A 22,423-nucleotide genomic window follows, 5' to 3' on the forward strand; every position below is an offset into this window, starting at 1 on the left:
CGGGCTTACAACGGAGGGGGGGGGGGGGGGGGGGGGGGGGCCCGCCCCCGGCGGGCCCCGCCCCCGGGGGGGGGGGGGGGGGGGGGGGGGGCGGGGGGGGGGGGGGGGGGGTTGCGGGGCCCCCCCCCGGCGCCGGTTCAGTACTTGGTGACGACCACGCTGTCGCTGTAGAGCACCACGTCCGGTCCGCCCGTCGGGTACGGGATGTTCTTGGCCGGGTTCCAGTTGGCGCGGTAGATACCGGTCTTGAAGTACGGTGCCTGGTTCTGGTGGTAGTTGTTGAGACCGTTGTAGGCGCCGACCTGCACCCCGTCGCGCAGGACGGTGATCGCGCCCGGGGTGGTGTCGGTGGACCAGGCGATGTCGAAGGCCCACTGGTTCCAGTGCCCGAACTGCACCGTGCCGAGCGGGATCACGGCTTCCTGGACGGTGGTCGGATCGGTCAGCCAGTGCACCTTGAGCCGCCAGCTGCCGTCCTTGACGGTGAGCGCGATCGGCGGCTTGGTGTCGCTGCCGTCGGCGAGCGGGTAGCCGTGCCACTGGGCGACGATGGTCTCGGTGGAGGTCTGCGCCCAGTCGGCGGGCAGGTAGTCGGCCAGGGCGAAACGGTAGCTGCCCCAGCCGAGGGCGTTGACGGCGACCTCGGCGCGGTAGGACTGCCCGTCGTTGGGCACGCTGAACCGGGCGGCCTGCCCGGTGCCCCCGGCGGGCGCGCCGGTGACGGTGATGGAGCCGTTGCCGTCGATGCGCTGGCGGGTCCAGTTGGCGACGGTGCCGGACTCGAAGTCGTCGGCGAAGACGACCGAGGCGGCCGTAACGGCACCAGCCGCCGAGGGGACACCGGCCGCCGTGGCGGCGTGGGCGGTCCAGGCGGGTGCGGCGGTGACGCCGAGGGCCAGGGCGGCGGTGAGGACGGCACCGGCGAGGCGGCGCTGGGGCTGGCGGGACATGGGTCGGGTTCTCCTCGGGGCGTACGGACGGGTGACCGGGGTGCGGCCGGCCGACGGCTGCGTCAGCCGGCCCGGCGACAGGACCGCGTCGCCGGCCCGACCCAGGTCGGGCTCGACCAGGCCCACTGGTCGTTCGTCTGCCGGACCCGTACGTGGTAGAAGTCGGCGTCCCCGGCCGGGCGTTCGTCCACCAGGTCCAGTTCGGCGGTGAGCTCGCGGGCGGGCACGGCCCGGTCGAAGCGGTAGGCGCCGGAGACGAACCCGCCGGTGAATCCGCTGCGCGGCCCCTCCAGCAGCTCGGCGACGGACCAGGAGGTGTCGACACCGTTGACGACGGCGGCCAGCCGGGTGCGGGCGTCCCCGGCGACCCGCAGCGAGAAGCCCTGGGTGCTGTCGGTGGCGGTGTTGGGGTTGCCGTCGGTCACGGTGCGCAGCCGTATCTCGGCAGGCCCGGTGCGCTGCCAGTCGGACGGCCGGTGGTCCGCCGGTTCGGCCTCCGCCGGGGCGACCGTCTCGGATCCGCGCAACCTGGGCTGGACGTCCAGCAGTCGACCGCCCTCGACGCGCAGGGTGACGTCCCAGCGGACCGGCTCGCCGCGCCTGCCCCAGCCGACGGCGAAGCCGAGCGTGCCGTCGAATCCGGTGGACGAGCCCTCGCCGCCCAAAAGTTCGTGGCGGCTGACGCGGTGGATCGGGACGCCGTTGCGCAGCACCTCGACATGGTCGAGGGCGTCCCGGCCGTGCACGGTGGCCCGGATCCGGCGGCGGGCCGCGGGGGCGGTCTCGGCGCCCATCGGGGTGTCGTTGACGGAGGTGGCGAGCAGGATGCGGTCGCCCGTGATGGCGTAGGTGCGGCGCTGCTGGATCGCGTCCCAGATCCCGGTGCGGGTCAACTCCGGCGCCCAGACGGCCAGTCGTCCGTGGCCGTGGCTGCCGGGGAAGGCGCTGTGGTGGTCGGTGGAGCCGATCAGGCCGAACCGGTGGCCCAGCCGCAGACCGTGCACGGCGGTGCCGGTGGTGTCGCGTGGGCCCATGGTGTGCAGATAGGCGCGCGGAGCCTCGTCGGACTCGGCGCAGCCGTGCATCGACATCATCTCCACCACCGGGGCGAACTCCTCGGTGTAGGTGGACCAGTTGATGCCGCGCCGTCCGGTGCCGTAGCCGATGTGGTGCGGGATCGCCCAGGTCCGGACGCCCTCGGCGGCGAGCCGGCGCAGCCGGGCGCGCAGTTCCTCCAGACTGCCGGCCCGGATGATCTCGCCGCGCGGGCCGTCGAAGTACACGCAGTGGTCGCCGTAGGCGAGGCTGTGCCACTCGAAGGACTGGAAGGTGACGAAGCGCCCGTCCTGGTGGGCGGCGGCGGTGACCTCCTGAACGTGCTCCCAGCGCCGGGCGAGCCGGGCGAAGCCCTCCGTGTGGTAGTCCACCAGGGAGGCCAGTTCGGGGGTGCGTTCGGGCAGGTCGTGCCACCAGCCGTGGCCGGTGACGCTGGCGAAGTCGAGCTGGAGCCGGGCGTTGGCGTAGGCGTCCTCGATGGACCCGTGGCCGTAGCTGATGCCGCAGTGGTTGTGGATGTCGCCGACGTACAGGCCGAGACCGCCGTAGCCGGGCGCGTCGGTGGTGGGGGCTGTCATCGGGTCGGTCGTCCTCTGCGGTCTTTTCGGGGTGCCGGTGCGAGGGTCGCTGGCCCGACATTTGATTGACTCTGAGAAGAAGTCTTTCCCGATCTTCCGGAGGTGGTCAAGGCCAGAGCGGTCGGTGTTGTCCGATCGCCACAGGGTGAAACACGGGATTCACAGAAGCTCGCAGGCCACACAGGGAGGCGCCCAGGCCACGGCCTGGCGGTGGCGATGGGCGCACCATTCCCTACTTTCTATCGATCTGATAGAAACTGCCGGAGCCCATCACCCGCCTCGACAAGGACGGTCCACCGTGCCCCCCACCGCTCTGCCCACCCCTCCCGACCTCGGCGGCTCGATCGTCGTCCGCGCCCCCGAACGGCCCGAGCCCGGCTACTGGGCCGGCTGCCCGAGCATCCGCTACGAGGCCGACCGCGACCGTTTTCTGCTCACCTACCGCGAGCGCCGCCCGCGCGGCCTGGACGGCGGCGCCGGCGGCGGACGCGACCGCGGCTGGCGCTGCGCGGTGGCCGAGAGCACCGACGGCGTCGAGTTCCGGGACCTCTGGTCGGTGGAGCGCGCCGAACTGGACTCCCCCTCGATGGAGCGCTTCGCCCTGCTGCGGCGCGACGGCTCCTACCTGCTCTACCTCAGCTACGTCGACCCGGCCGACAACCGCTGGCGCATCGACGTCGTCCGGGCCGACTCCCCGGACGCCTTCGACCTCGCCACCCGCACGCCGGTGCTCACCGCGGCCGGCACCGGCACCGAGGGCGTCAAGGACCCGTACCTGCTCGAACACGACGGCGCCGTCCAGCTGTTCGCGACGGTCTCCCGGGCCCGGGCGTTCTCCCCCGAGGAACGCGCCGCCGCCCACGCCGACGCCGACATCCACACCACCGGCCTGACCGTCCAGCCGAGCGCGCTCGCCGTCTCACCGGACGGTCTGCGCTTCACCGCCCCGGCGGGCCGGGGTTCGGAGGTGCTGGACGTGGGCGCGGGCTGGGACGCGTACGAGTCCCGGATCACCGCCGTCCTGCCGGACGGCCGGGGCGGCTGGCTCGCGCTCTACGACGGCTCCGCCGACGCGGGCGGCAACTACGAGGAGCGCTGCGGCCTCGCCGTCTCCACCGACCTGTGCGACTGGCGGCGGCTCGATGAGGACGGTCCCTGGCTGGGCGTCCGCTACGCCGACGTGGTCGCGGCCCGGGGCAGTTGGTACCTGTACTACGAGCAGACCCGCGCGGACGGCGCGCACGAACTGCGGGTCGCGGTGCTGGACGAGTTCGCCGGGCTGCGGCCGTAGCGGACCGCGACCCCGACGAGCCGCAGACGCCGGGGGCGTGGCCCGGGAGCGTGGCGGCGTCACTCCTCCCGGGCCGCGGCCACCACCTCGGTCATGGCCGGCAGAAAACACCGGGCCGTCGCCAGTTCGGCCGCGTCGAAACGGCCCATGGCCCCCACCGGACCGGCGATCAGCGGCCCGAAGAACGCCTGCCCGAGCTCCATCGCGCGTTCCTCGACCACCAGCCGGACCTTCCGCCGGTCCCCCGGATCGCGCTCGCGGCGGATCAGGCCGAGCCGCTCCAGGCGGTCCACCAGCCCGGTGGTTCCGGCCGAGTTCAGCCGCAGCGCCCCGCCGAGCCGGCCGGGCGTGACCACCCGCCCGGCGCGGGCGGCGTCCAAGCAGGGTGACCAGCGCCCGCAGATCGGTCGGGTGCAGACCGTGGCGGCCGGCGAACTCGGCGCCGAACAGGTCGAGTTCGACGGTCAGCCCGCGCAGCAGGTGGACCAGCCGCACCGGGTCCCGCGGTTCGTCCTCACGGCTGTCCACCTCACTGCCCATCCGGTCCTCCACCCTGCCGTCCTTTCGCCCGCACGTCACGACGGTCCCGCGCTCGGCGGGGTGCCGGGGCTGCCGGCCTGGCTGGACGCGGTGCTCGACGGACCCGGCGTCACCGAGGCCGATCTCTGCGGCCACTCGTACGGCACGTGGATCGCCCTGGAGTACGCGCTGCACGCCCCGGCGCGGGTCGGCCGGCCGGCGCCGCTCGACCCGGCCCAGTGCTTCGCGGGCTTCCGCCCCGGCTACCCGCTGCGGGCGCTGCCGCTCTTCCTCCCGCCCCGCAGCGCCGCGCGGGCCCGCTCGTAGCTGGACTGGGAGAGCCGGGGCGACGGCCTCGACGCCGACTGGCGCGAGGTGTACGCGCTCGGGCACGCCGGCTTCCCGGCCTCGCGGGTGGTCACCGGCCCCCGGCCGACCGCCGACCGCCTGCGACGGCTCACCGCACCGGTGCTGGTCCTGCCGGCGGAGCACCGCCGCGCGCACGACGCCCTGCGGGTGGCCGACCGGGCCAGGGGCGCCCTCCCCGAGGCCGCGGTGACCGTCCTGCCCGGGGTCTCGCACCACACCCTCCCGATGGCCCGGCCCGCCGAACTCAACCTCCGGCTCACGGACTTCCTGGCCGCCCGCCCCTGACCGGCACGACAGCAGCCCCCGGACGGACACGGCGAACACGGTCGCCCAGGACTGTCCTTGCCGGCCGCTAAGGTGCGACGCATGCAATCGCTGATCACCGCCATTGTCGAACACGACGAGGCTGCCCGCTTCCTGGCCTGGCCGGGCGACTTCGACCTCGGCCGGGGGGACCACGGCGAGGAGGTCCACCTCGCGTCAGGCGCGGCGCTGGAAGGCTTCGCGGGCGATGGAGCCGGGGGCACGTACTTCTTCTGCGGCGATGGTGCCGAGGAACGTCCAGTCCTGTATGCGGATTCCGAAGGCGGCGCGGCTCTGGTCGCGATCGGCTTGCCGGAGCTGCTGCGGCTCCTCCTGGTCGCACCCTGGTGGCGCGACTGCCGGGCGTTCACCGCGGAGGAGAGCCGCGAGCTGGCGGCCGAGTACGTGGAGGACATGCCCGACCTGACAGTTCGGCGGGACCGCGCGGCTGCGGCTCTCGGCATCGACCTCCCCACTGAGGCCGAAGTCCTGGCTCGCCTGCGCGAGGTCGCCACCGAGGCGGGCAAGGACTTCACTCTGGTCTTCACGCCGGAGGGTGAGCCATACGATCCGCTCATCAGGGGCTGAGCGGCATGCCCCCGTTACCGGCATTTCAGCGTCACCGGCGGTGCGGACCGCCGGCACGTCACGGCCCGCGCCCCGGAGCGGGTCACCGCTGGACGGTGACCGCCTCGATTCGGCTGAAGTCTGCGGCGGCGAGGTCCTCGTCGCGGATGACGTAGTAGAGCGGGCATTCGGTGAAGTCCGGGCGCCCCGCATCGAGCAGGATCCGTTCCGGGCCGAGGCCGTGCGGCGGCACCACGTACTGGTCCGTCTCCCGGTCGGGGCCGAGCAGCACCAGGTACGCGTGGCGCTCCGGCGCGACGTCGAAGGCGGCGGACCCCAGCGCGGCCAGACGGTCGGCGGCCTCGTCGGGGAGGTCGACGAGCGGCTCGTCGTGGAACCGCTCGACCCGCGCCAGCATGGCCTTGCCGACGGCGTACAGCGGGGCCGGCGGGCCGGTGAACTCCCACGGCGGGGCGCCCCAGCCGGCGGTGGCATCGGCGAACGCCGGATCGGAGGCCACATCGTAGGGCGTGGTGTCGGCGGCCACCCCGTCCGGGAAGAAGAGGACGGTCACCGGGTCGCGGCCACCGAAGCCGTCATGGCCGAGGAAGAAGAAGTAGAGCAGGCCGTGGGACGGCAGCAGCCCGTTGACGTCCTCCCGCGAGACCTCCGCCAGATCGATCTGGGCGACGAAGCAGTCCGGCAGCGCATCCGGTCCGGACCCGGTACACGGCCACCTGAAGCCGGGCGGAACGGTCGGCACGCCGCCGCAGCGGGAGAACGGCTCCGGCCCCTCGAAGCCGGCGGGGCGCGGCCCCAGGGCGATTCCGTGCTCGGCCACCTCCACCAGCTCGCGCTCCCACGGCGCGAGCCCGGCCTCGCCGATCAGCCGTCGAAGCGTCCGTTCGTCACCGGCGGTTACAGGGTTCGGGCGCATCATGCCGTCACTCTACGGACCCCCGATGACACACTGCGGCCGTTCGGGCCTTCCCTTCACCCGCCGGCCCCACCGCGCCGTTCAGGGCGAGGAGGCACGCCCCCTCACTCCTCCGCTCCCACCAGGCCGTCGATCAACGCCCGCAACGCCACCGCGAGTTCGGCACAGTGCGCGCCCGGCCCGCGGTACGGGTCCGCCGCCTGGGCGCGGGCCAGGTCCGGCAGCCGCCGGGCGTCGACGGAGGCGAAGACGGTGCGGCGCTGGCTGGGTTCGCGGGGTGGGCTCACCGGGTGGTCGGCGAGCAGCTCGCCGAGGACGAGGTGCCAGCAGGACCGGTAGGCCGGCATGGCCCGGGCGGGCGGGAGGCCGGCGGCCATCAGGTCGGCGAGGCAGGCGTTGCTGAAGTGGAGGGCGTTCTCGGCGACGAGTTCGCCCCGGATCAGGATGTGCAGCACCCAGGCGTGTCCGGCCATGTAGTCGTGGGCGTCACACAGACGCCGCAGCAGCCGGGCCTTCGGATCGGCGCCCGGCACGTCCACCGGCAGGCCTGCGGCGATCTCCTCCAGGACGGCCAGCAGGAGCGCGTCGCGGTCGGTGACATGCCGGTACAACGAGGCCGGCGCGGTACCGAGTTCGGTCGCCACGGCACGCATCGTCAGGGCTTCGATCCCGTCGCGCTCGATCACCCGGCGCCCGGCCGCGACCACCCCGGCCGTCGTCAGCCCGGGCCGGGGGCGACGGCGTCCGTACCGGCCCCGGTCGGCCGCCTCGCCCGGACCGCCCGTCCCGCCGGAACCGCCGGACTCGCCGGATGCGGCCGGACCGCTCTGCTCAGACATCCCGTCATCCTGCCACGGCACCCCCTCCCAGCAGCGCGCTTGCACACGCCATTAAGTAAGGCTTACCTTACGCGAACAATGTTCGCATCGGAGGTCGCCATGCCCCAAGCCGCCCCATCCACCGTCAGGACAGCACCCGCCGGGCCCAGCTCCCCCACCCACGGCCACTCCCGCCCCGGCATCGTCCTCGCGACCGTCTGCGTCTGCCAGCTGATGGTCACGCTCGACGCCAGCATCGTGAACATCGCGCTCCCCGCCATGGGCCAGGCGCTCGGCTTCGCCGACAGCGCGCTGCCGTGGGTGGTCAACGCCTACGCACTCGCCTTCGGCGGCCTGCTGCTGCTCGGCGGCCGGATCGCCGACCTCGCCGGGCACCGCCGCGCGCTGCTCTCCGGGCTGGTGCTGTTCGGGATCGCCTCCGTCCTCGGCGGGCTCGCCCAGACCCCCGCCCAGCTGATCGCCGCCCGCGCCGGGCAGGGCGTCGCCGGCGCGGTGCTGGCTCCGATCAGCCTGACGCTGATCATGGTGACCTTCGCCGAGGGACCGGCCCGCGCCCGCGCACTGGGCATCTGGTCGATGGTGACCGCCGGCGGCAGCGCACTGGGCGTCCTGCTCGGCGGCGTGCTGACCGACCTGCTCGACTGGCGCTGGGTGTTCTTCGTCAACGCGCCCATCGTGCTGGTGGCCGCCCTGCTGGCGCTGCGGTCGATACCGGCCGTCCGCCCGCAGCGCACCGGCCGGCTGGACGTCGTCGGCGCGGTGTTCGGCACCACCGCGATGACCGTCCTGGTCTACGGGCTGATGGAGACCGACCGCCACCCCTGGGGCTCGGCCCGGACGCTCGGCACCCTCGGCGCGGCCCTGCTGCTCGGCCTCGCCTTCGTGGCCTGGGAGGCCCGGTTCGCCGCCGCGCCGATCGTGCGGCTCGGCGTGCTCAAGGTCCGTACGGCGTGGGTCGCGAGCGTGATCGTCACCCTGATCGGGGCCTCGATGCTGGTCGGCTTCTACTTCTGTTCGCTGCACCTGCAGAACGTGCTGCACTACGGCCCGCTGGCGGCGGGCGCGGCGTTCCTCCCGTTCTGCGCCGGGACGATGGCGGGCAGTATGGTCGCCGGCCGGCTCACCGCCCGCTTCGGCGGCCGGGCCGCCCTCACCGGCGGCCTGCTGCTGGCCGGCCTCGGGATGCTCTGGTTCGGCGGGCTCGACGAGTCGTCCGGCTATCTGACCGCGTTCGTCGGGCCGTCCCTGGTGGCCAGTGTGGGCATCGGGATCTGCATGGTCACCAACACCTCGATGGGCACCTCGGGGGTCGCCCCGCACGAGGCCGGGCTGGTCAGCGGGCTGCTGAACGCCGGGCGCCAGTGCGGCGGCAGCATCGGCCTCGCGGTGCTCTCCACTCTCGCGGTCACCGCCACCCGGCACGCGTCCGAGTCGGGTGACACACCGGCGGCGGCACTGGCGGCCGGGTACGACCGGGCGTTCGTGGTGACCGCCGCGCTGCTGGGTGCGGCGGCCGTGATCGCGGTGCTGTTCGTGCCGCGCTCGAAGCCGGGCCCGAAGGCCGTCCCGCAGGGGGAAGCCGCCGCGGCCGGCGAGGTGGCACTCGACGAGGCGCGCGACGCGGCCGCACGACGGTGAACCGCGCCGGGCCGCCGCCTCCGCGCCAGGCGGGGCGGCGGCCACGAGCGGTCCCGGTCAGCCCCGGTCGGTCTCGGTCAGCCCCGGTCGAATCGGCGGGCGACGTCGCGGCCGGTCGCGGCCCGGTAGACGCCGCAGCCGGTAGCTCCGGTGGACACCGCGGTCAGTAGATCAGGTAACCGGGCCGGTGCCCCTCGTCCTCGATCTCCCCGGCCGCCTGGGCCCGCAACTTGCGGGAGAGCGCCTCCAGGGCGCGGGACGCCGCGACCTCCTCGCCGATCCGGGCGAGCGGACGGTCCTCCGCGCTCTTCACGGACTCCCCGTGGGCGCTGAGGCCCGGCGCTCTCGCCCCGGTCAGCCTCGCGTCGCACCCCGTGTGCACACCGTCTTCCTCGAAGCTCAGCTCCACATCCCAATGGTTGTGCATGCCACACCTCCTGGCGCCGGCCCCCGTCGCGCCTGCTCGGACCGGCACGGATGCCGGAGCACACGGCCGCTCACAAAGCCGCTCACACCAGCGTGCGCCCGCCACGCCCACGGCGGCAAGCGCGGCCGGACCGGCCGACGCCCAGCCCCGGCGGTACGCTGGCCAGAGCGCGCCGCGACCGCCGTCGAACCCAGAGACCGCCGGGGCGGCGCCATCAGCAACGTTCGGGTGGTCCCTCCGTGGCGGTCTTCCTTCTCGCATTGAGCGCCGCCTGCTGCCTGGGCCTCGGCTTCGTCCTCCAGCAGCACGCGGCGCAGCGGGCCCCTCGTGCCGATCTGCTGCACTGGCGCCTGCTGCTCGACCTGATGCGGATGCCCGAGTGGCTGCTTGGCACCGGCTTCATGGTCAGCGGTCTGGTGCTCTCCGCGCTCGCGCTCAACCAGGGCGAGGTCTCCCTGGTCGAACCCCTGCTCGCGACCAACCTGCTGTTCGCCATGGCGCTCTCCCGGGTGCTGACCCGTCAGAGCCTCGGCCGCTCGGGCTGGGCCGGGGTGCTGTTGCTCGGCCTCGGGGTGACGGCCTTCATCCTGGCCGGCCGCCCCACCGGCGGCGGTCCGCCGGCCGGGGAGCTGCGGCACTGGCTGGTGGTCGGGACGGTGGTCGGGCTGACCCTGCTGCTGGTCTCGCTCGCCCGTCGGCTGCCGCTGTTCGAGGAGGCCACCCTGCTCGCCCTGGCCGCCGGTCTGCTCTACGGGCTCCAGGACGCGCTCACCCGGACGACGACGCAACGCCTCGACCACGACGGGCTGGACGCCGTCCTGCGCAGCTGGCAGCCGTATGCCGTGGTGGCGGCGGGCGTGGTCGGACTGCTGCTGGTGCAGAGCGCCTTCGAGGCCGCACCGCTGCGGATGTCACTGCCCGCGCTGACGGCGGCCCAGCCGCTCGCCGGGATCGCCTGCGCGGTCGGTTTTCTCGGCGACCGCCTGCGGATCACCCCCGGCGCGCTGGCCTGGGAGTCGGCCGGGCTGCTGGCCATCGTGGTCGGGGTGATCGTCATCGGACGCCACCCGGCGATGCCCGGAAGCGTCGGCGACCCGCCCAAGGACGCCGGCGGGCCGCCCGACCTCGAGCGGGCCGGTGCCGAACGGGCCGGTGCCGAGTCGCCGACGGCCGGCAGCGGCACCGGAACCGAGAACGCCGGAACCGAGAACGCCAGGGCCGGGAAGACCCGGGCCGGGAGCGCCGACGACACCAGACCTGCCCGGTAGCCGGCGGGCCGGCGGATGTGCTGGAGCGCGCAGGCGGATCTGGTCGCCGGCGGAGTGGTCTCGGGCATCGGTGTGCTCTGCCTGGCGAGGCGCTCCGCGCCGGACGGCCGGAACGGCTGCCGCTGGCGGCGCTCCCGCTCGTGCTGGGCGTGCATCAGCTGGTCGAGGCCGCGGTCTGGCTCGGCGCGGACGGTGAACTTCCTGCCGGACCGGCCGGGTGGGCCCGGACCGCACGGGCGGCGATCGCGCTGCCCATGCTGCCGGTGCTGGTCCCGGCCGGGGTGTGGTGCGCGGCCCACGAACCGGGCCGGGCGGGCGGTCCGCACCGCCGGAAGGCGCTCGCCGGCCTCGCCCTGCTCGGCGCGCTCGTCGCCGTCCCGCTGGCGGTGGCCGCCGCGACCCACCCCGTGACGGCCACGGAACACGGCCGCACCCTCACCTACGGCATCGGCGTCCCGCACCCGGCCGCCCTGCTGACCGGCTACCTGCTGACCACCGTCGGCGCCCTGCTGCTCAGCGGCGACCGCCTGCTGCGCCGCCTCGGCGTGCTCACCGGCGCGGGGGCCGTCCTCTGCTCGGTACTGTGGCGGCTGGCCTTCGTGTCGATCTGGTGCGCGCTGCCGGCACTGGTCGGTGTCGTCCTGCTCCACTGGGCCGGCCGCCCGGCCCGCTTCTGACCCACCCGTCGGCAGGTCGGCCCCGCCCCTCCCCAGGGCCCGGATCACCTCCTGACACCCCTACGCCGACACCGCCGACCGCTCGGGCGACGCCGAATCGGGGACGTCCGCCGCCTGCCCCTGGCCGCGGAGACGGTCCATCTCCCGCCACTCCGGGCGGAGGCCGGCCAGCATGGTGGTGGCGAAGTACAGGCCTCCGCTCACGAACAGCACGGGTATCAGCCCGGCGAAGGCCACCGCCGAACCGGCGAGCAGGCCGCCGAGCGGGATCCCGGCCCAGGCCAGGGAGTCACCGAGGGCGCGGACGCGGCCGAGCAGGCGCCGCGGCACGCGCTCGAACAGGACCGCACCGAGGATCGGGTTGAGGAATCCCGAGCCGAAGCCACCCACCGCGAACACCGCGAGCACGGCCCACATCGGCGCGTCCAGCGCGAGGACCAGGAACCTCGGCGCCCCGCAGAGCAGGAAGCCCGCGAAGAACACCGCCCGGCGTGGGAGCCGGTGGGCGACGGCCGCCGCTATCAGGCTTCCGGTGACGGCCGCGATCCCCCAGGCGCTGCCGGTCAGGCCGATGGCGGCCGGGCCGCCGCCGGACTCCCGGGCCCAGACCGGCACCAGTACCGTCATGAAGCCGGCGTCCAGCAGGTTGGTCACCGCCAGCATCACGATGACGGTGAGCAGCAACGGCTCGCCGCGGAGAAAGGTGAAGCCCTCCCGGAACATCCGCCAGTAACCGGCCTGCTCGCCCGGCTCGCCCAGCGCTTCCCGCTCGTCCTGCACCTTGGTGCCCTCCGCCGCCGGCTGCGCGGCGGCCACCGCCCGCCCCATGCCCCGGGGCAGGGCGAGCGCGATGACCAGCGAACCCAGCGCGAAGGCGGCCGCGTTGACCGCCAGACCGGCCATCGGCCCCAGCAGCGCGACCAGACCGCCGCCCACCGCCGGGCCGACCGTGGAGGCCAGCCGTTCGGTGACTCCCGAGAGCCCGGTGGCCCGCTCCAGCGGCACCCGGGCCCGGTCGGCCGCCTCGGGGACCATCACCTCCTTGGCCAAGTCCCCCGGCCCGCGCGCCGCGCCGACCACCGCGACCATGATCAGCAGCAGCCAGAACGGCAGCACGCCCAGACCGTGCAACAGCGGGACGAGGCCTGCGGCGACGGCGCTCACCGCGTCCGTCGTCCAGGAGACGACGCGCGGGCCCAGCCGGTCGATCAGCGGCCCGGTGAACGCCTTGACCAGCACATACGGCGTCATCTCGACGAAGGCGACCAGGCCCGTCATGGTGGCGCTGCCGGTGGTGGCCAGGACGAACCAGGGCAGGGCGATGGCCGAGACCCGGGTGCCGGTCAGCGAGACGGCCGTCGCCGCGAGCACCCCGGCCAGCGGCCGGACGCTGCGCGGCGGTGCGGCAGCCGGCGAGTCCACGGCCGTCATGACCGCTCCCCCGATCCGGCCGAAGCGCCGTCGTCCCCGCCCTCGCCCTCGGGATCGGGCAGCAGCTGGACGACCACCGCCACCCGCTCGGTGCCGTCCGGAGCGGCCCCCTCGGTGTCCGCCCTGCGGTAGCGCCCGACGACGGCCGCCAGCTCCTCCGCCAGCCCGTGGGCCTCCTCGGGGGTGAGCCGCAGCCCCCAGTCGCTGAGATCGAGCGCGTGCCGCCAGTCGCGAGGCATGGTCTCGTACGCGTTCAGGGCCCGCTGCGCGGTCAGCGTGTGTACGGCAGCGATCGACCGCAGGTAACCGAGGGCGGCCTCCGGCTCCTCGTCGGCCAGCTCCATGTCCGTCCACCAGGTGAGTTGGTGGACGGACCTCCACCACCGCTCGCGGGCGTTGCCGCGCTCGGTGTCCTCCGCGACGAAGCCCGCGGCGGCGAGCTGGCGCAGGTGATAGCTGGTCGCGCCCGAGGTCAGCCCCATCCGCTCGGCGAGCCTGGTCGCGGTGGACGGGCCGTGCCTGCGCAGCAGCCCGATCAGCTGGACCCGCACGGGATGGGCCAGGGCCCGCAGGCCCTTGGCATCGAGGACGACATCGGTCTGCGGGTCCGAACTGTGCGGCCACCGGCGTTCTTCGGTCATGGCAGCAGCGTAGAACCGCAAACAGTTCTTCGCAAAGGGTTATTTGCGAAGAAGTATTGGCGGTTCCGTCGCGCACTGCGGACGACAGGCCGACGCCAGGCCCGGGCTCCGGGTGAACGGCAGGAGGAAAGCACGAAGCCCGGGGACGGAACCGTCCCCGGGCGACTGGACCGCGGCCTCGCGCCGCCGGCCCGAGCAGGGCCACCCGAACAGGGCGGCCCGCCCACACGGGTCAGTCGCGGGCCACCGGGAGGGTCAGCACCAGGGTGAGACCGCCGCCGGGCGTCTGTTCGGCCTCCAGACGGGCGCCGGCCGCGCTCACCAGGCCCTGCACCGCCAGGCCGACCGGGCCGCCGGGGCGCCCGCCCTCGATCAACCACGGGCGCGCCCCGGGGAGTTCGCAGGCACCGCGGTCCACCACCCGGATCTCCACCCACGCCTTCTCCTGCCCCGAGTACCCCGACTGCCCCGCATACCCCGAGCGCGTCGAGGACCCCACCTGCCCCGACCGCCCCGGCCCACCCGGTCCGGTCACCGCGTCCGCCCTGACCAGCACCCTGCCACCGAGCGGGCTGCGCCGGATCGCGTGATCGACCAGCCCGGCCAGCGCCGACTCCAGTCGACGGGCGTCCGCGACCACGACCGGCAGACCGACCGGCACCCGGTTGGCGACCTGGGCCGCCCGACCGCCGCCGCGCAGCACCCGCTGCACCAGCTCGGCCACCTGGACGTGGTGCGCCTGCGCGGGGCAGCCCTCCGGGCGGTCCGTCCAGTGCACCCGGTCCAGTTCGGGCCGGGACAGCACCCGCGGCCCGGCCATCGAGCCCGGGTGGGACCGGCCCGGGCCTTCGTCGGGTTCGCCGACGCCGTCCCCGCCCACGCCGAACCCGCCGCCGAAGCCCCCGAACGCGCCGAACCCGCCGAGCGCCCGGGCACCCGACGCGACATAGGCCCAGAGCTTCCCGCGTGCCATCGCTGTACCCCTCGCGCCTCACCGGCGGCCACCGTCAGGTGCGCGGCGGGCCGGAACGGGCCGCCTCACCGGCCCTTCCGCCAAGCCTGCGCCCGCACCGGACGGGTGACAATCCGGCTCCAGGGCGCGAACCAACCACCGCACCCCGCCGAACGGCTGGACCCGTACCCCCCGAGCGGCGGGGCGCGCCCACCCTCCGGCGGAGCGCACCCGACAACACCAGAGCCCCGGCGCACCGGAACACCCCCGCGCCCCCGACCTCCCCGACCGATCGGCCCACCCGGCCCGATCACCCCGCCCGCCCTAAACTGGCCCTGTGCCCCGGCTCAACGACCAGGTCCAGGAACTGCTCCAGGAGTACGCCGACCTGATCTCGATCACCGGCGGGGACGCCTTCCGGGCCCGCGCCTACGAGAAGGCCGCCCGCGCGGTCGGCGGATTCCCGGAGGACGTCGCCGGGCTGGACACCAAGGGGCTCCAGCAGATCCCCGGCGTCGGCAAGTCCACCGCCGAAAAGATCGCCGAGTACCTCGCGACCGGCCGGATGGAGTCCCTGGAGAAGCTGCGGGCCATGATCCCGGCCGGCGTCCGCGAGGTGATGGCCGTCCCCAGCGTCGGTCCCAAACGCGCGCTCGCCCTCTACCGCGACCTCGACATCGCCTCCGTCGACCAGCTCGCCGAGGCGATCCGCGCCGAACGGCTGCGCGAGGTGCCCGGGTTCGGCGCGCGCAGCGGCGAGAAGATCCTGCACGGCATCGAACTGCTGCGGCAGTCCGGCGGGCGGACGCTGCTCGACGCGGCCACCGAGCAGGCCGAGCAGATCGTCGCGGCGATCGCGGCCGTGCCGGGCTGCACCCGCTGCGCCTACGCGGGTTCGCTGCGCCGGATGCGCGAGACCGTCGGCGACATCGACGTGCTCGCCACCGCCGAGGACTCCGCACCGCTGATGGCCGCGCTCGCCGGACTCCCGTACGTGGCCGAGGTGATCGCGCAGGGCCCGACCAAGACCTCGGTGCGCACCGCCAAGGGCCTCCAGGTCGACCTCCGGGTGGTGCCGGAGGAGGACTGGGGCGCGGCGCTGGTGTACTTCACCGGCTCCAAGGCGCACAACATCAAGCTGCGCACCATGGCCGTCCGGGCCGGGCTGAAGCTCTCCGAGTACGGGCTGTTCGGCGCCGAGAGCGGGAAGAAGGTGGTCTCGGCGACCGAGGAGGAGGTGTACGCGGCGCTCGGTCTGCCCTGGATCGCACCGCCGCTGCGCGAGGACCGCGGCGAGATCGAGGCGGCCCTGCGCAGCGAACTGCCGGACCTGGTCACCCAACGCGACCTCCGCGGCGACCTGCACACCCACACCGATCTCACCGACGGCCTGGCCACCCTGGAGGAGATGATCGACACCGCGGCCGCCCGCGGCTACGCCTACTACGCGGTCACCGACCATGCGCCGGACCTGGTCATGCAGCGGATGACGGACGAGAAGATGCTCGCCCAGCGCGAGCGGCTGCGCGAACTGGCCGGCCGGCACCGGCGAATGCGCCTGCTGCACGGCACGGAGCTGAACATCGGCCCCGACGGGGGTGTGGACTGGCCCGCCGAGTTCCTGGCCGGGTTCGATGTGTGCGTGGCCTCGGTGCACTCGCACTTCGGCGCCGACCGGGCCGCCCAGACCCGCCGCCTGATCCGCGCCTGCGAGAACCCCTACGTGCACGTCATCGGCCATCTCACCACGCGGCGGATCGGCCGGCGCGGGCCGATCGACGTCGATCTGGACGCCGTCTTCGAGGCGGCCGCCCGGACCGGCACCGCGATCGAGATCAACAGTTCGCCGCAGCGGCTCGACCTGCGGGACGAGGACGTGCTGCGGGCGAAACGGCACGGGGTGCGGTTCTCGATCGACAGCGACGCCCACTCCACCCCGCAACTGGCCTACCCGGTGTACGGGATCGGCACCGCCCAACGGGCCTGGCTGACCGCCGAGGACGTGATCAACACCTGGCCCTGGCAGCGGCTGAAGCGGTTCCTGCGCAAGGACGCGCTGCGGTGATGACCGCCCCGGGGCCACGCCTCGCGCCACCGGTCCGGAATATTCCCGAATTGCCCGATTCCGGACCGGAAACCCCTGGTGCCTGGGCCATAAGAGGCGCATGATGGTAGTGAACCTGCGAGGTAACAGTGGGAGTTTGACCGCAGGAGGCAGTGGCGACAGATCGAGACGGATCAAGGTCTGCCGCTGGTACCTCGGTCGACGATCGAACTAACAGGCCGGAGGACGTAGTCCGGAGGCCACCCCGGCCTCGCAGGTTCACCGGTGCCCGGAACACCGCAGGCCGACGCCGGACACCCCCGGGGCGTCCCGGGGCCTCCGGGACGGTTCAGGGTGCGCGGCCCCCGGCGGCCGGCACCGGGTACCCCATCTCCCAGGCGTGCACGGCGATGCCGACCCGGTTCGGCACGTCGAGCTTGCGCTGGATGCTGGCGACATGCGTCTTGACCGTGCCCGGTGAGATGAACAGCTCGGCGGCGATGTCCGCGTTGGTCCGGCCCGCCGCCACCTGTCCGGCGATCTCCACCTCCCGCTCGGTGAGCGGCACCACCGGTCCGGGCCGCCGCTCGGCACGCCGGGGCGCGGTGACGTGTTCCAGCAGGCGGACGGTGACGGACGGGCTGATCAGACTCTCGCCGCCCGCCGCCGCCCGGACCGCCTCGGCCAGCAACGCCGGGCCGGAACGCTTCAGCAGAAAACCCGACGCGCCGTACCGCAGGGCCGGATAGACGTACTCGTCGAGGTCGAAGGTGGTCAGCACGACCACCCTGACCGGGGTGACGGCACCCGGTCCGGCCAGCCTGCGGGTCAGTTCCAGGCCGTCCATCCGGGGCATCCGGATGTCGACCAGAGCGACGTCGGGGCGCAGCTGCCCGGCGAGTTCGAGCGCGGCGGCGCCGTCGGCGGCCTCACCGACCACCTCGATGTCGGGCTGGGCGTCCAGAATCCGCCGCACGCTCCGGCGGACCGCCTCCTGGTCGTCCGCGATCAACGTGCGGATGGGCTGCGGGTTCGGGCTCGTCACGCCGAGCAGTCTCGCACGCCGACGGCCCCGGCCACACCGGGCCGCGTCGGCACCACGCCCCCGGGCGCACCACCACCCCACCCGGACACCGGAGGCAAGGACGGCCGGTGTCAGGAGGCGTTGCCCCCGAGGTCGGTCGCCCGGCCGTCGCGCAGGACGGTCAGACCGCGCGGCACCTCCACCCGGAACCTCACATCGCAGTTGGCGATGCCGTTGCAGCCGGCCCTGAGGTCGAGGGCATCACCGTCCAGGCTCCAACTGGCTTCCTTGGAACCGATGACCCGCGCTTCGAACCAGCGGATCACCCTGACATCCTGACGGTCCGTCGCGACCAGGTCGGTGGGGAGGCCGTGGGCACGCACGTCGAGGGTGGTTCCGCCGTAGCTGAAGACCTTCTCCTCAGGGGTGGCGTCCTTCGCCGTCGCGCAGCCGGTGACGGCGGCCGACGAGACGAAGGCGGCCAGGACCAGGGCCAGAACGGTGGCGGGCGCCCGCCCGGAAGACGCCCGGGCAGACATTCGGGGAAACGCCCGGCGGACGGACGGGGTGCTGGTCATGAGGTGGATCCTCCGGCAGGAGCGGGTCGGTGACGACTACGAGCCTCGCCGCTGCGCCCGCCGCTGCCATCTGCCGTTCGGCAGATACCCGGAACCCGGCCGACCGCGCGCCCCGCCCGGGCCGGGCCGCCTACCGCACCGGCAGCACACAGACGGTCCGCCAGCCGGACGGCCGGTGCGGGCCCGCCTCCAGGGTGCCGCCGTGCGCCGCGGCGCGTTCGGCCAGGCCCGCCAGCCCGGTGCCGCCGCCCACGCGACGGCGCAGCAGGCCCTTCGGGCCGCGCGCCGCCCCGCCGTCGTTCGTCACCGACACCTCGACCGCCCGGCCGGGACCGGCCGTCACCCGGACGGCCACCTCGGTGGCGCCCGGCGCGTGCCGCCGCACATTGGTCAGCGACTCCAGGACGACGGCGTACACGGTGGCCTCGGCCTCGGCGGAGAGCGCTCCGGTGGCATCCGGCGCCAGCTCGACGGTGGCGCGGACCTCGGCACCGGCGGGGCCGGTCGTGGTGAAGCGGCCGACCAGCTCCGGAAGATCCGCCAGCCCGCGGATCCGGGTGGCACCGGACGTCCGGCCGGCCGCCGCCGCGTCGGACTGCGGGTCGCGCAGGGCGCCCACCATCTCGTCCATCGAGTCCAGCGCCCGCAGTCCGGCCTCCTCCAGGCGGCGCAGCAGTGCGGCCGTCTCCTCCCGGTCCTGGCCGGGCAGCTGTCCGGCCTGTGCCTCCAGGACGATGCCGGTGATCTCGTGGGCGACGAAGTCGTGCAGTCCCCGGGCCACTTCGAGTCGCTGTTCGCGGCGGGCGCGAGCCACCGCGCGCTCCCGGCGGGTGTCCAGCACGCGCAGGTAGAGGCCCGCCCCGGCGACGCCGACGGCCGGGAGGAGCGAGAGCAGGAGGGCAACCAGCGAGTCCTGCCATCCACCGTGCGGGGTCCGCAGGGTGAAGCGCAGCGGCACCAGGAGCGTCGCCAGGCCGACCAGGGCCGCCACCGCGCCCACCCATCGGCCCGGCACCCGGCGTATCGCCCGGCCGAGCAGCACCAGAAGGGCGAGCCACTCGAAGGGCAGCCAGAACGCGGGGAGCCGGTAGAGGCCCGAGTAGCCCGCGTCGAGTGCCAGCGAGGCGGCGGCCACGACGACGGCGGCCGCCCCGAGCGTCACCCTCCGGGCCGGCCACCGGACCGTCGCCACCAGCACCGCGAGCGCGGCCATGGCGGCGACGAGCAGGGCCGCCGCGCGGTCACCCGGGCGGGCCGGCACCACCGGGGCCAGCAGCACCAGGACGGCGCCGGCGGCCAGCAACCGGCGAACCGGGGCGACGAAGGCCGGGGGCGGAGGGTCGGTACGCATGCGCCCGAGCCTACGGGGCCGGTCCCGGCGGTACGGCGGGCACGGCCCTCCCGGGGGAGGGTGGAATCTTCCCCGGGCGGAGCGATTCCACTCCTGTGCGGCAGAACTGACGGACCGCAGGACACCGGAGCGGATCCGGCCGCAGCCGGGACGCCGTCGCCACGGGCGTGATCACCCGGGGCGAGGCACCGTGGTTCCCCGGTCGCCGGCTCGTGGGCTCCAAGGTCTCGATCACCGTCCAGGACAACGGCCGCGCCGACCGGTGCGGCCGGCTCCGGGCAGCGTTCGGTCGGCCCGTCCCGGACTGCCGGGGCGCGGTAGCGTTCATCCGCACCGGCAGTGGCAACTTCACCGTGCGGGGCTGACGCCCCGGACCATCCCCGGAGGACGGCCCGATGATCGACGACCGCGCGACTCCCGCCGTCCCCGCCGCCCAGGACCGGGCCGCCCACCTGGTCACCGTCGGCCCGCCCGGACACGTCACCCGCTCCGCGCCACCCGCCGTGTTCACCGGCCCGACGGGCGCCGGCCGGTGACCCCCGTGCTGGACTACCGGCAACTGGCCGCCGTCGGACCGTACTTCGCCCTGGACGTCGCCACCGCCCCCGGGGAGGGCCCGCCCCCGGGCTTCCGGCCGCTGCGCGAGCTGTACGCCGGCGGACCGGACTCGTTGCTGGCGGGGCGGGTGCGCGTGGTGGCGCAGCGACTGGGCACCGCCGAGCCCCGGGTGGCGGCGTCGATCCTGCACCTCGGGCTGGCCGCCCGGTTCTGGTCGGTCGGCCTCGGCTCGGCCCTCCTGCTGGGCGTGGTGCCCGACCTGGACCCGGACCGCGCCCGTGTCCGGGTGCCCGACCAGGGGCCGATCGATCTCTGGACGCCGTACGCACCCGCGCCGTCCGGACGTGAACCGCTCACCGAGCGGCTCCACCAGTCCGTCGTCCAGGGCCAGTTGACGCCACTGGGAGCGGCCGTCCGAACGGTGGCGCCGATCGCCGGCCGGCTGCTCTGGGGCAACGCCGCGTCCGCGCTGGCGGGCGCGCTGCGGATGCTGGACGCCCACGGGGCACCCGGCCACGGCCGTGCCCTCGTCGCGGAGTTGCTGGACCGCCCGCCGCTGGCCGGCACCGGTGTGCTGCGCGCCCTCGGACCGCGCGACACCGCGTTCCGCCGGAACAGTTGCTGCCTGTACTACCGCGTCGGCCCGGGCGCCGGGGTCTGCGGCGACTGCTGCTTCACCCGCCCGCCTGGGCCCCGGGCCGGGTAGCGGCCCGCCCCTGACCGGCGGCCCCCGCCCGGGCGAGCACACTGCCGCGGCCCGGGCCCCTCGTACAGGGCCGCGCCGACCAACAGCGTGCCGCCGAGCAACAGCCCGCGGGGCCCCCGGTCAGACCAGCTCGAACACCCCGTAGGAGAAGCCCTCGGCCCGCAGCTCCCCGTCCACCATCCGCACCCCTTGGACGTCCAGCGGCCGGAGCGCGCCCGGCCCGAACCGCACCGCCCCCGGCTCGCGCCTCGGATTGACGGCCACCAGGTACCGCCCGGCCCGGGTGTACACCAGCGGGTAGCCGACATGCCGCACCTCGACCGTGCCGCCGGCGCCGAGGCCGGGGTGGGCGCGGCGCAGCGAGATCAGCCGGCGGACGGTGTGCAGCAGGGAGGTCGGATCGGCCCGCTGGGTGGCGACGTCGGGGCGGTGCGGGTCGGGGTCGACGGGCAGGTAGAGCCGCTCGGGCGGCGCCGTGGAGAAGCCCGCGTTCGGGCCCGGTTCCCACTGCATCGGGGTGCGCGAGCCGGCCCGGTTGTAGTGCGGCCCGAGCACACTGCCCTCGACGTCCGGGAGCCCGGGCAGGTACCGCATGCCGATCTCGTCGCCGTAGTAGACGGCGGGCAGGGTGGGCCAGGTGAGCTGGAAGGCGAAGGCGGGGGCGAGTTGCTCGGCGGTGCGCGGGCCGGTGGCGAGCCGGGAGAAGTCGTGGTTGGCGGTGGGCAGGGCGATATGGCCCGTGCCCCCGGTGAGTTCGGCGGCGGAGCGCCAGGCGTCCAGGAAGGTCTGCGGGGTGCCGCGGCCCTCGGCCTCGAAGTAGCAGGGGCCCTGTGTCCAGCGCTCCTCGGCGGCGCCGGCGCCGTTGTTCCACAGCGAGCGCAGCGGCAGGCCCCGGTCGGGGCCGCCGAACTGGAGGAAGAAGTCGGCGTGGAACCCGGCCGCGACGGCGACGGCCGGGTCGCCCCACTCGGCGAACAGCGCGGCCCCCGGGTGGGCGCGGTCGAGCCAGTCGCGCAGTTCGGTCCAGAGTTTGGCGGTCTCGACGAAGCCGGGGTCGTCCTTGACCAGGGAGGAGGCCATGTCCACCCGGAAGCCGGCCAGGCCGAGGCCGAGCCAGTGCGCCATGATCTCCCGCAGGGCGGCGCGGTTGGCGCGCGGCCCGTCGGCGTCCACCGGCTGGCGCCAGGGCTGGTCGGAACGGCGGTGCGCGTAACCGAAGTTGAGCGCGGGCTGACAGTCGAAGAAGTTCGGCCGGTACCAACCGGGCCGACGGCCGGGCGAGGCGACGAAGCCGTCCACCGGGCGGTCGGACCAGATGTAGCGGTGGTCACCCGGGTCCTCGGCGGCGGCCAGGAACCACGGGTGCCGGTCCGAGGTGTGGCCGGCGACCAGGTCGAGCAGGACGCGGATGCCCTTGCGGCGGGCGGCCTCGACCAGCGCGACCAGGTCGTCCGTGGTGCCGTAGCGGGGCGCCGGGGCGAGGTAGTCGCTGATGTCGTACCCGGCGTCACGGAACGGCGAGGCGAAGCAGGGGTTGAGCCAGACGGTGTCGACGCCGAGCCAGGCGAGGTGGTCGAGGTGCCCGGTGATGCCCGCGAAGTCGCCGATGCCGTCGCCGTCGGAGTCGGCGAAGGTCTGCGGGTAGATCTGGTAGAGGACGGCGTCGGCCAGCCAGTCGGGGCCGGGTCGGGTCGAGGTCATGGGGGTGGATCCTCCTGC

General features: G+C 74.6%; 23 protein-coding genes. 10 read left to right on the top strand and 13 right to left on the bottom strand.

What is annotated here, in order from left to right:
- Window positions 1-137: 137 nt before the first annotated feature.
- Together ACIQIB_RS05505 and ACIQIB_RS05510 are read right to left on the bottom strand one after the other, a co-directional pair.
- Entirely contained in the window at window positions 138-950 is an 813-nt protein-coding gene (locus ACIQIB_RS05505) for a polysaccharide lyase (protein ID WP_363609056.1), read from the bottom strand.
- A gap of 62 nt (window positions 951-1,012) precedes the next feature.
- Window positions 1,013-2,584 (bottom strand): DUF3604 domain-containing protein, encoded by a 1,572-nt coding sequence (locus ACIQIB_RS05510; RefSeq protein WP_363609058.1) that lies wholly within the window; start codon window positions 2,582-2,584, stop codon window positions 1,013-1,015.
- A 298-nt stretch (window positions 2,585-2,882) separates the two neighbouring features.
- On the opposite strand from ACIQIB_RS05510, the gene ACIQIB_RS05515 reads away from it, so the two are divergent.
- The gene (locus tag ACIQIB_RS05515; RefSeq protein ID WP_400756846.1) at window positions 2,883-3,875 is read left to right on the top strand and encodes a hypothetical protein; all 993 of its coding nucleotides are present in this window, start codon (window positions 2,883-2,885) and stop codon (window positions 3,873-3,875) included.
- Window positions 3,876-3,934: 59 nt separating this feature from the next.
- Here ACIQIB_RS05515 and ACIQIB_RS05520 read toward each other — a convergent pair whose 3' ends face one another.
- The gene (locus ACIQIB_RS05520; protein WP_400756848.1) at window positions 3,935-4,255 is read right to left on the bottom strand and encodes a MarR family winged helix-turn-helix transcriptional regulator; all 321 of its coding nucleotides are present in this window, start codon (window positions 4,253-4,255) and stop codon (window positions 3,935-3,937) included.
- On the opposite strand from ACIQIB_RS05520, the gene ACIQIB_RS05525 reads away from it, so the two are divergent.
- From ACIQIB_RS05525 to ACIQIB_RS05535, 3 genes are all read left to right on the top strand, one after another.
- Entirely contained in the window at window positions 4,224-4,721 is a 498-nt protein-coding gene (locus tag ACIQIB_RS05525; protein ID WP_400756851.1) for an alpha/beta fold hydrolase, read from the top strand. The genes ACIQIB_RS05520 and ACIQIB_RS05525 overlap by 32 nt on opposite strands.
- 48 nt (window positions 4,722-4,769) lie before the next feature.
- The gene (locus ACIQIB_RS05530; RefSeq protein ID WP_363609064.1) at window positions 4,770-5,048 is read left to right on the top strand and encodes a hypothetical protein; all 279 of its coding nucleotides are present in this window, start codon (window positions 4,770-4,772) and stop codon (window positions 5,046-5,048) included.
- An 81-nt stretch (window positions 5,049-5,129) separates the two neighbouring features.
- Complete coding sequence (locus ACIQIB_RS05535; RefSeq protein ID WP_400756854.1) at window positions 5,130-5,654, top strand: hypothetical protein; 525 nt, start codon at window positions 5,130-5,132, stop codon at window positions 5,652-5,654.
- An 82-nt stretch (window positions 5,655-5,736) separates the two neighbouring features.
- On the opposite strand, the gene ACIQIB_RS05540 is transcribed toward ACIQIB_RS05535, so the two are convergent.
- On the bottom strand, window positions 5,737-6,573 hold the full coding sequence (locus ACIQIB_RS05540; RefSeq protein ID WP_400651258.1) for a DUF1963 domain-containing protein: 837 nt from the start codon (window positions 6,571-6,573) through the stop codon (window positions 5,737-5,739).
- Between the two features lie 101 nt (window positions 6,574-6,674).
- Window positions 6,675-7,409, bottom strand: a complete 735-nt coding sequence (locus ACIQIB_RS05545; protein WP_400756856.1) for a TetR/AcrR family transcriptional regulator — start codon at window positions 7,407-7,409, stop codon at window positions 6,675-6,677.
- A 99-nt stretch (window positions 7,410-7,508) separates the two neighbouring features.
- Here ACIQIB_RS05545 and ACIQIB_RS05550 point away from each other — a divergent pair, with 99 nt between their 5' ends.
- Complete coding sequence (locus ACIQIB_RS05550; RefSeq protein ID WP_400756859.1) at window positions 7,509-9,047, top strand: MFS transporter; 1,539 nt, start codon at window positions 7,509-7,511, stop codon at window positions 9,045-9,047.
- A 163-nt stretch (window positions 9,048-9,210) separates the two neighbouring features.
- Here the strand turns inward: ACIQIB_RS05550 and ACIQIB_RS05555 are convergent, their stop codons facing one another.
- Complete coding sequence (locus tag ACIQIB_RS05555) at window positions 9,211-9,474, bottom strand: dsRBD fold-containing protein (protein WP_400756862.1); 264 nt, start codon at window positions 9,472-9,474, stop codon at window positions 9,211-9,213.
- Window positions 9,475-9,713: 239 nt separating this feature from the next.
- Here ACIQIB_RS05555 and ACIQIB_RS05560 point away from each other — a divergent pair, with 239 nt between their 5' ends.
- Window positions 9,714-10,742: a DMT family transporter gene (locus tag ACIQIB_RS05560; RefSeq protein ID WP_400756864.1), complete on the top strand. Its 1,029-nt coding sequence runs from the start codon at window positions 9,714-9,716 to the stop codon at window positions 10,740-10,742.
- Window positions 10,743-10,891: 149 nt separating this feature from the next.
- Window positions 10,892-11,419 (top strand): DUF6629 family protein, encoded by a 528-nt coding sequence (locus tag ACIQIB_RS05565; RefSeq protein ID WP_400756866.1) that lies wholly within the window; start codon window positions 10,892-10,894, stop codon window positions 11,417-11,419.
- A 60-nt stretch (window positions 11,420-11,479) separates the two neighbouring features.
- On the opposite strand, the gene ACIQIB_RS05570 is transcribed toward ACIQIB_RS05565, so the two are convergent.
- From ACIQIB_RS05570 to ACIQIB_RS05580, 3 genes are all read right to left on the bottom strand, one after another.
- Window positions 11,480-12,850, bottom strand: coding sequence for an MFS transporter (locus ACIQIB_RS05570; RefSeq protein ID WP_400756869.1), 1,371 nt, complete (start codon window positions 12,848-12,850; stop codon window positions 11,480-11,482).
- Entirely contained in the window at window positions 12,847-13,491 is a 645-nt protein-coding gene (locus tag ACIQIB_RS05575; RefSeq protein ID WP_400756871.1) for an ArsR/SmtB family transcription factor, read from the bottom strand. The genes ACIQIB_RS05570 and ACIQIB_RS05575 overlap by 4 nt, the downstream gene beginning before the upstream one ends.
- 232 nt (window positions 13,492-13,723) lie before the next feature.
- On the bottom strand, window positions 13,724-14,464 hold the full coding sequence (locus ACIQIB_RS05580) for a sensor histidine kinase (RefSeq protein ID WP_400756873.1): 741 nt from the start codon (window positions 14,462-14,464) through the stop codon (window positions 13,724-13,726).
- A 316-nt stretch (window positions 14,465-14,780) separates the two neighbouring features.
- Between ACIQIB_RS05580 and polX the strand changes: the two genes are divergently transcribed.
- Window positions 14,781-16,508, top strand: coding sequence for a DNA polymerase/3'-5' exonuclease PolX (polX, locus tag ACIQIB_RS05585; protein ID WP_400756875.1), 1,728 nt, complete (start codon window positions 14,781-14,783; stop codon window positions 16,506-16,508).
- A gap of 328 nt (window positions 16,509-16,836) precedes the next feature.
- Here polX and ACIQIB_RS05590 read toward each other — a convergent pair whose 3' ends face one another.
- The 3 genes from ACIQIB_RS05590 to ACIQIB_RS05600 form a co-directional block, all read right to left on the bottom strand.
- The gene (locus ACIQIB_RS05590; RefSeq protein WP_363609088.1) at window positions 16,837-17,532 is read right to left on the bottom strand and encodes a response regulator transcription factor; all 696 of its coding nucleotides are present in this window, start codon (window positions 17,530-17,532) and stop codon (window positions 16,837-16,839) included.
- A gap of 110 nt (window positions 17,533-17,642) precedes the next feature.
- Window positions 17,643-18,089 carry a hypothetical protein gene (locus ACIQIB_RS05595; protein WP_363609090.1) on the bottom strand — a complete coding sequence of 149 codons (447 nt, stop codon included), beginning with the start codon at window positions 18,087-18,089 and terminating at the stop codon, window positions 17,643-17,645.
- Between the two features lie 130 nt (window positions 18,090-18,219).
- A complete protein-coding gene (locus ACIQIB_RS05600; RefSeq protein ID WP_400756876.1) occupies window positions 18,220-19,440 on the bottom strand; it encodes a sensor histidine kinase in 1,221 nt (406 codons plus the stop codon).
- 395 nt (window positions 19,441-19,835) lie between these two features.
- On the opposite strand from ACIQIB_RS05600, the gene ACIQIB_RS05605 reads away from it, so the two are divergent.
- Window positions 19,836-19,976: a hypothetical protein gene (locus ACIQIB_RS05605; protein WP_363609095.1), complete on the top strand. Its 141-nt coding sequence runs from the start codon at window positions 19,836-19,838 to the stop codon at window positions 19,974-19,976.
- On the top strand, window positions 19,973-20,704 hold the full coding sequence (locus ACIQIB_RS05610; RefSeq protein WP_400756877.1) for a (2Fe-2S)-binding protein: 732 nt from the start codon (window positions 19,973-19,975) through the stop codon (window positions 20,702-20,704). Before ACIQIB_RS05605 ends, ACIQIB_RS05610 begins: the two co-directional genes overlap by 4 nt.
- 120 nt (window positions 20,705-20,824) lie before the next feature.
- Here the strand turns inward: ACIQIB_RS05610 and ACIQIB_RS05615 are convergent, their stop codons facing one another.
- Window positions 20,825-22,405, bottom strand: a complete 1,581-nt coding sequence (locus ACIQIB_RS05615) for an alpha-amylase family glycosyl hydrolase (protein ID WP_400756878.1) — start codon at window positions 22,403-22,405, stop codon at window positions 20,825-20,827.
- Window positions 22,406-22,423: the final 18 nt, after the last annotated feature.

Origin of the sequence: Kitasatospora sp. NPDC092286 (genome assembly GCF_044755565.1) — a bacterium.
Lineage (GTDB): Bacteria > Actinomycetota > Actinomycetes > Streptomycetales > Streptomycetaceae > Kitasatospora.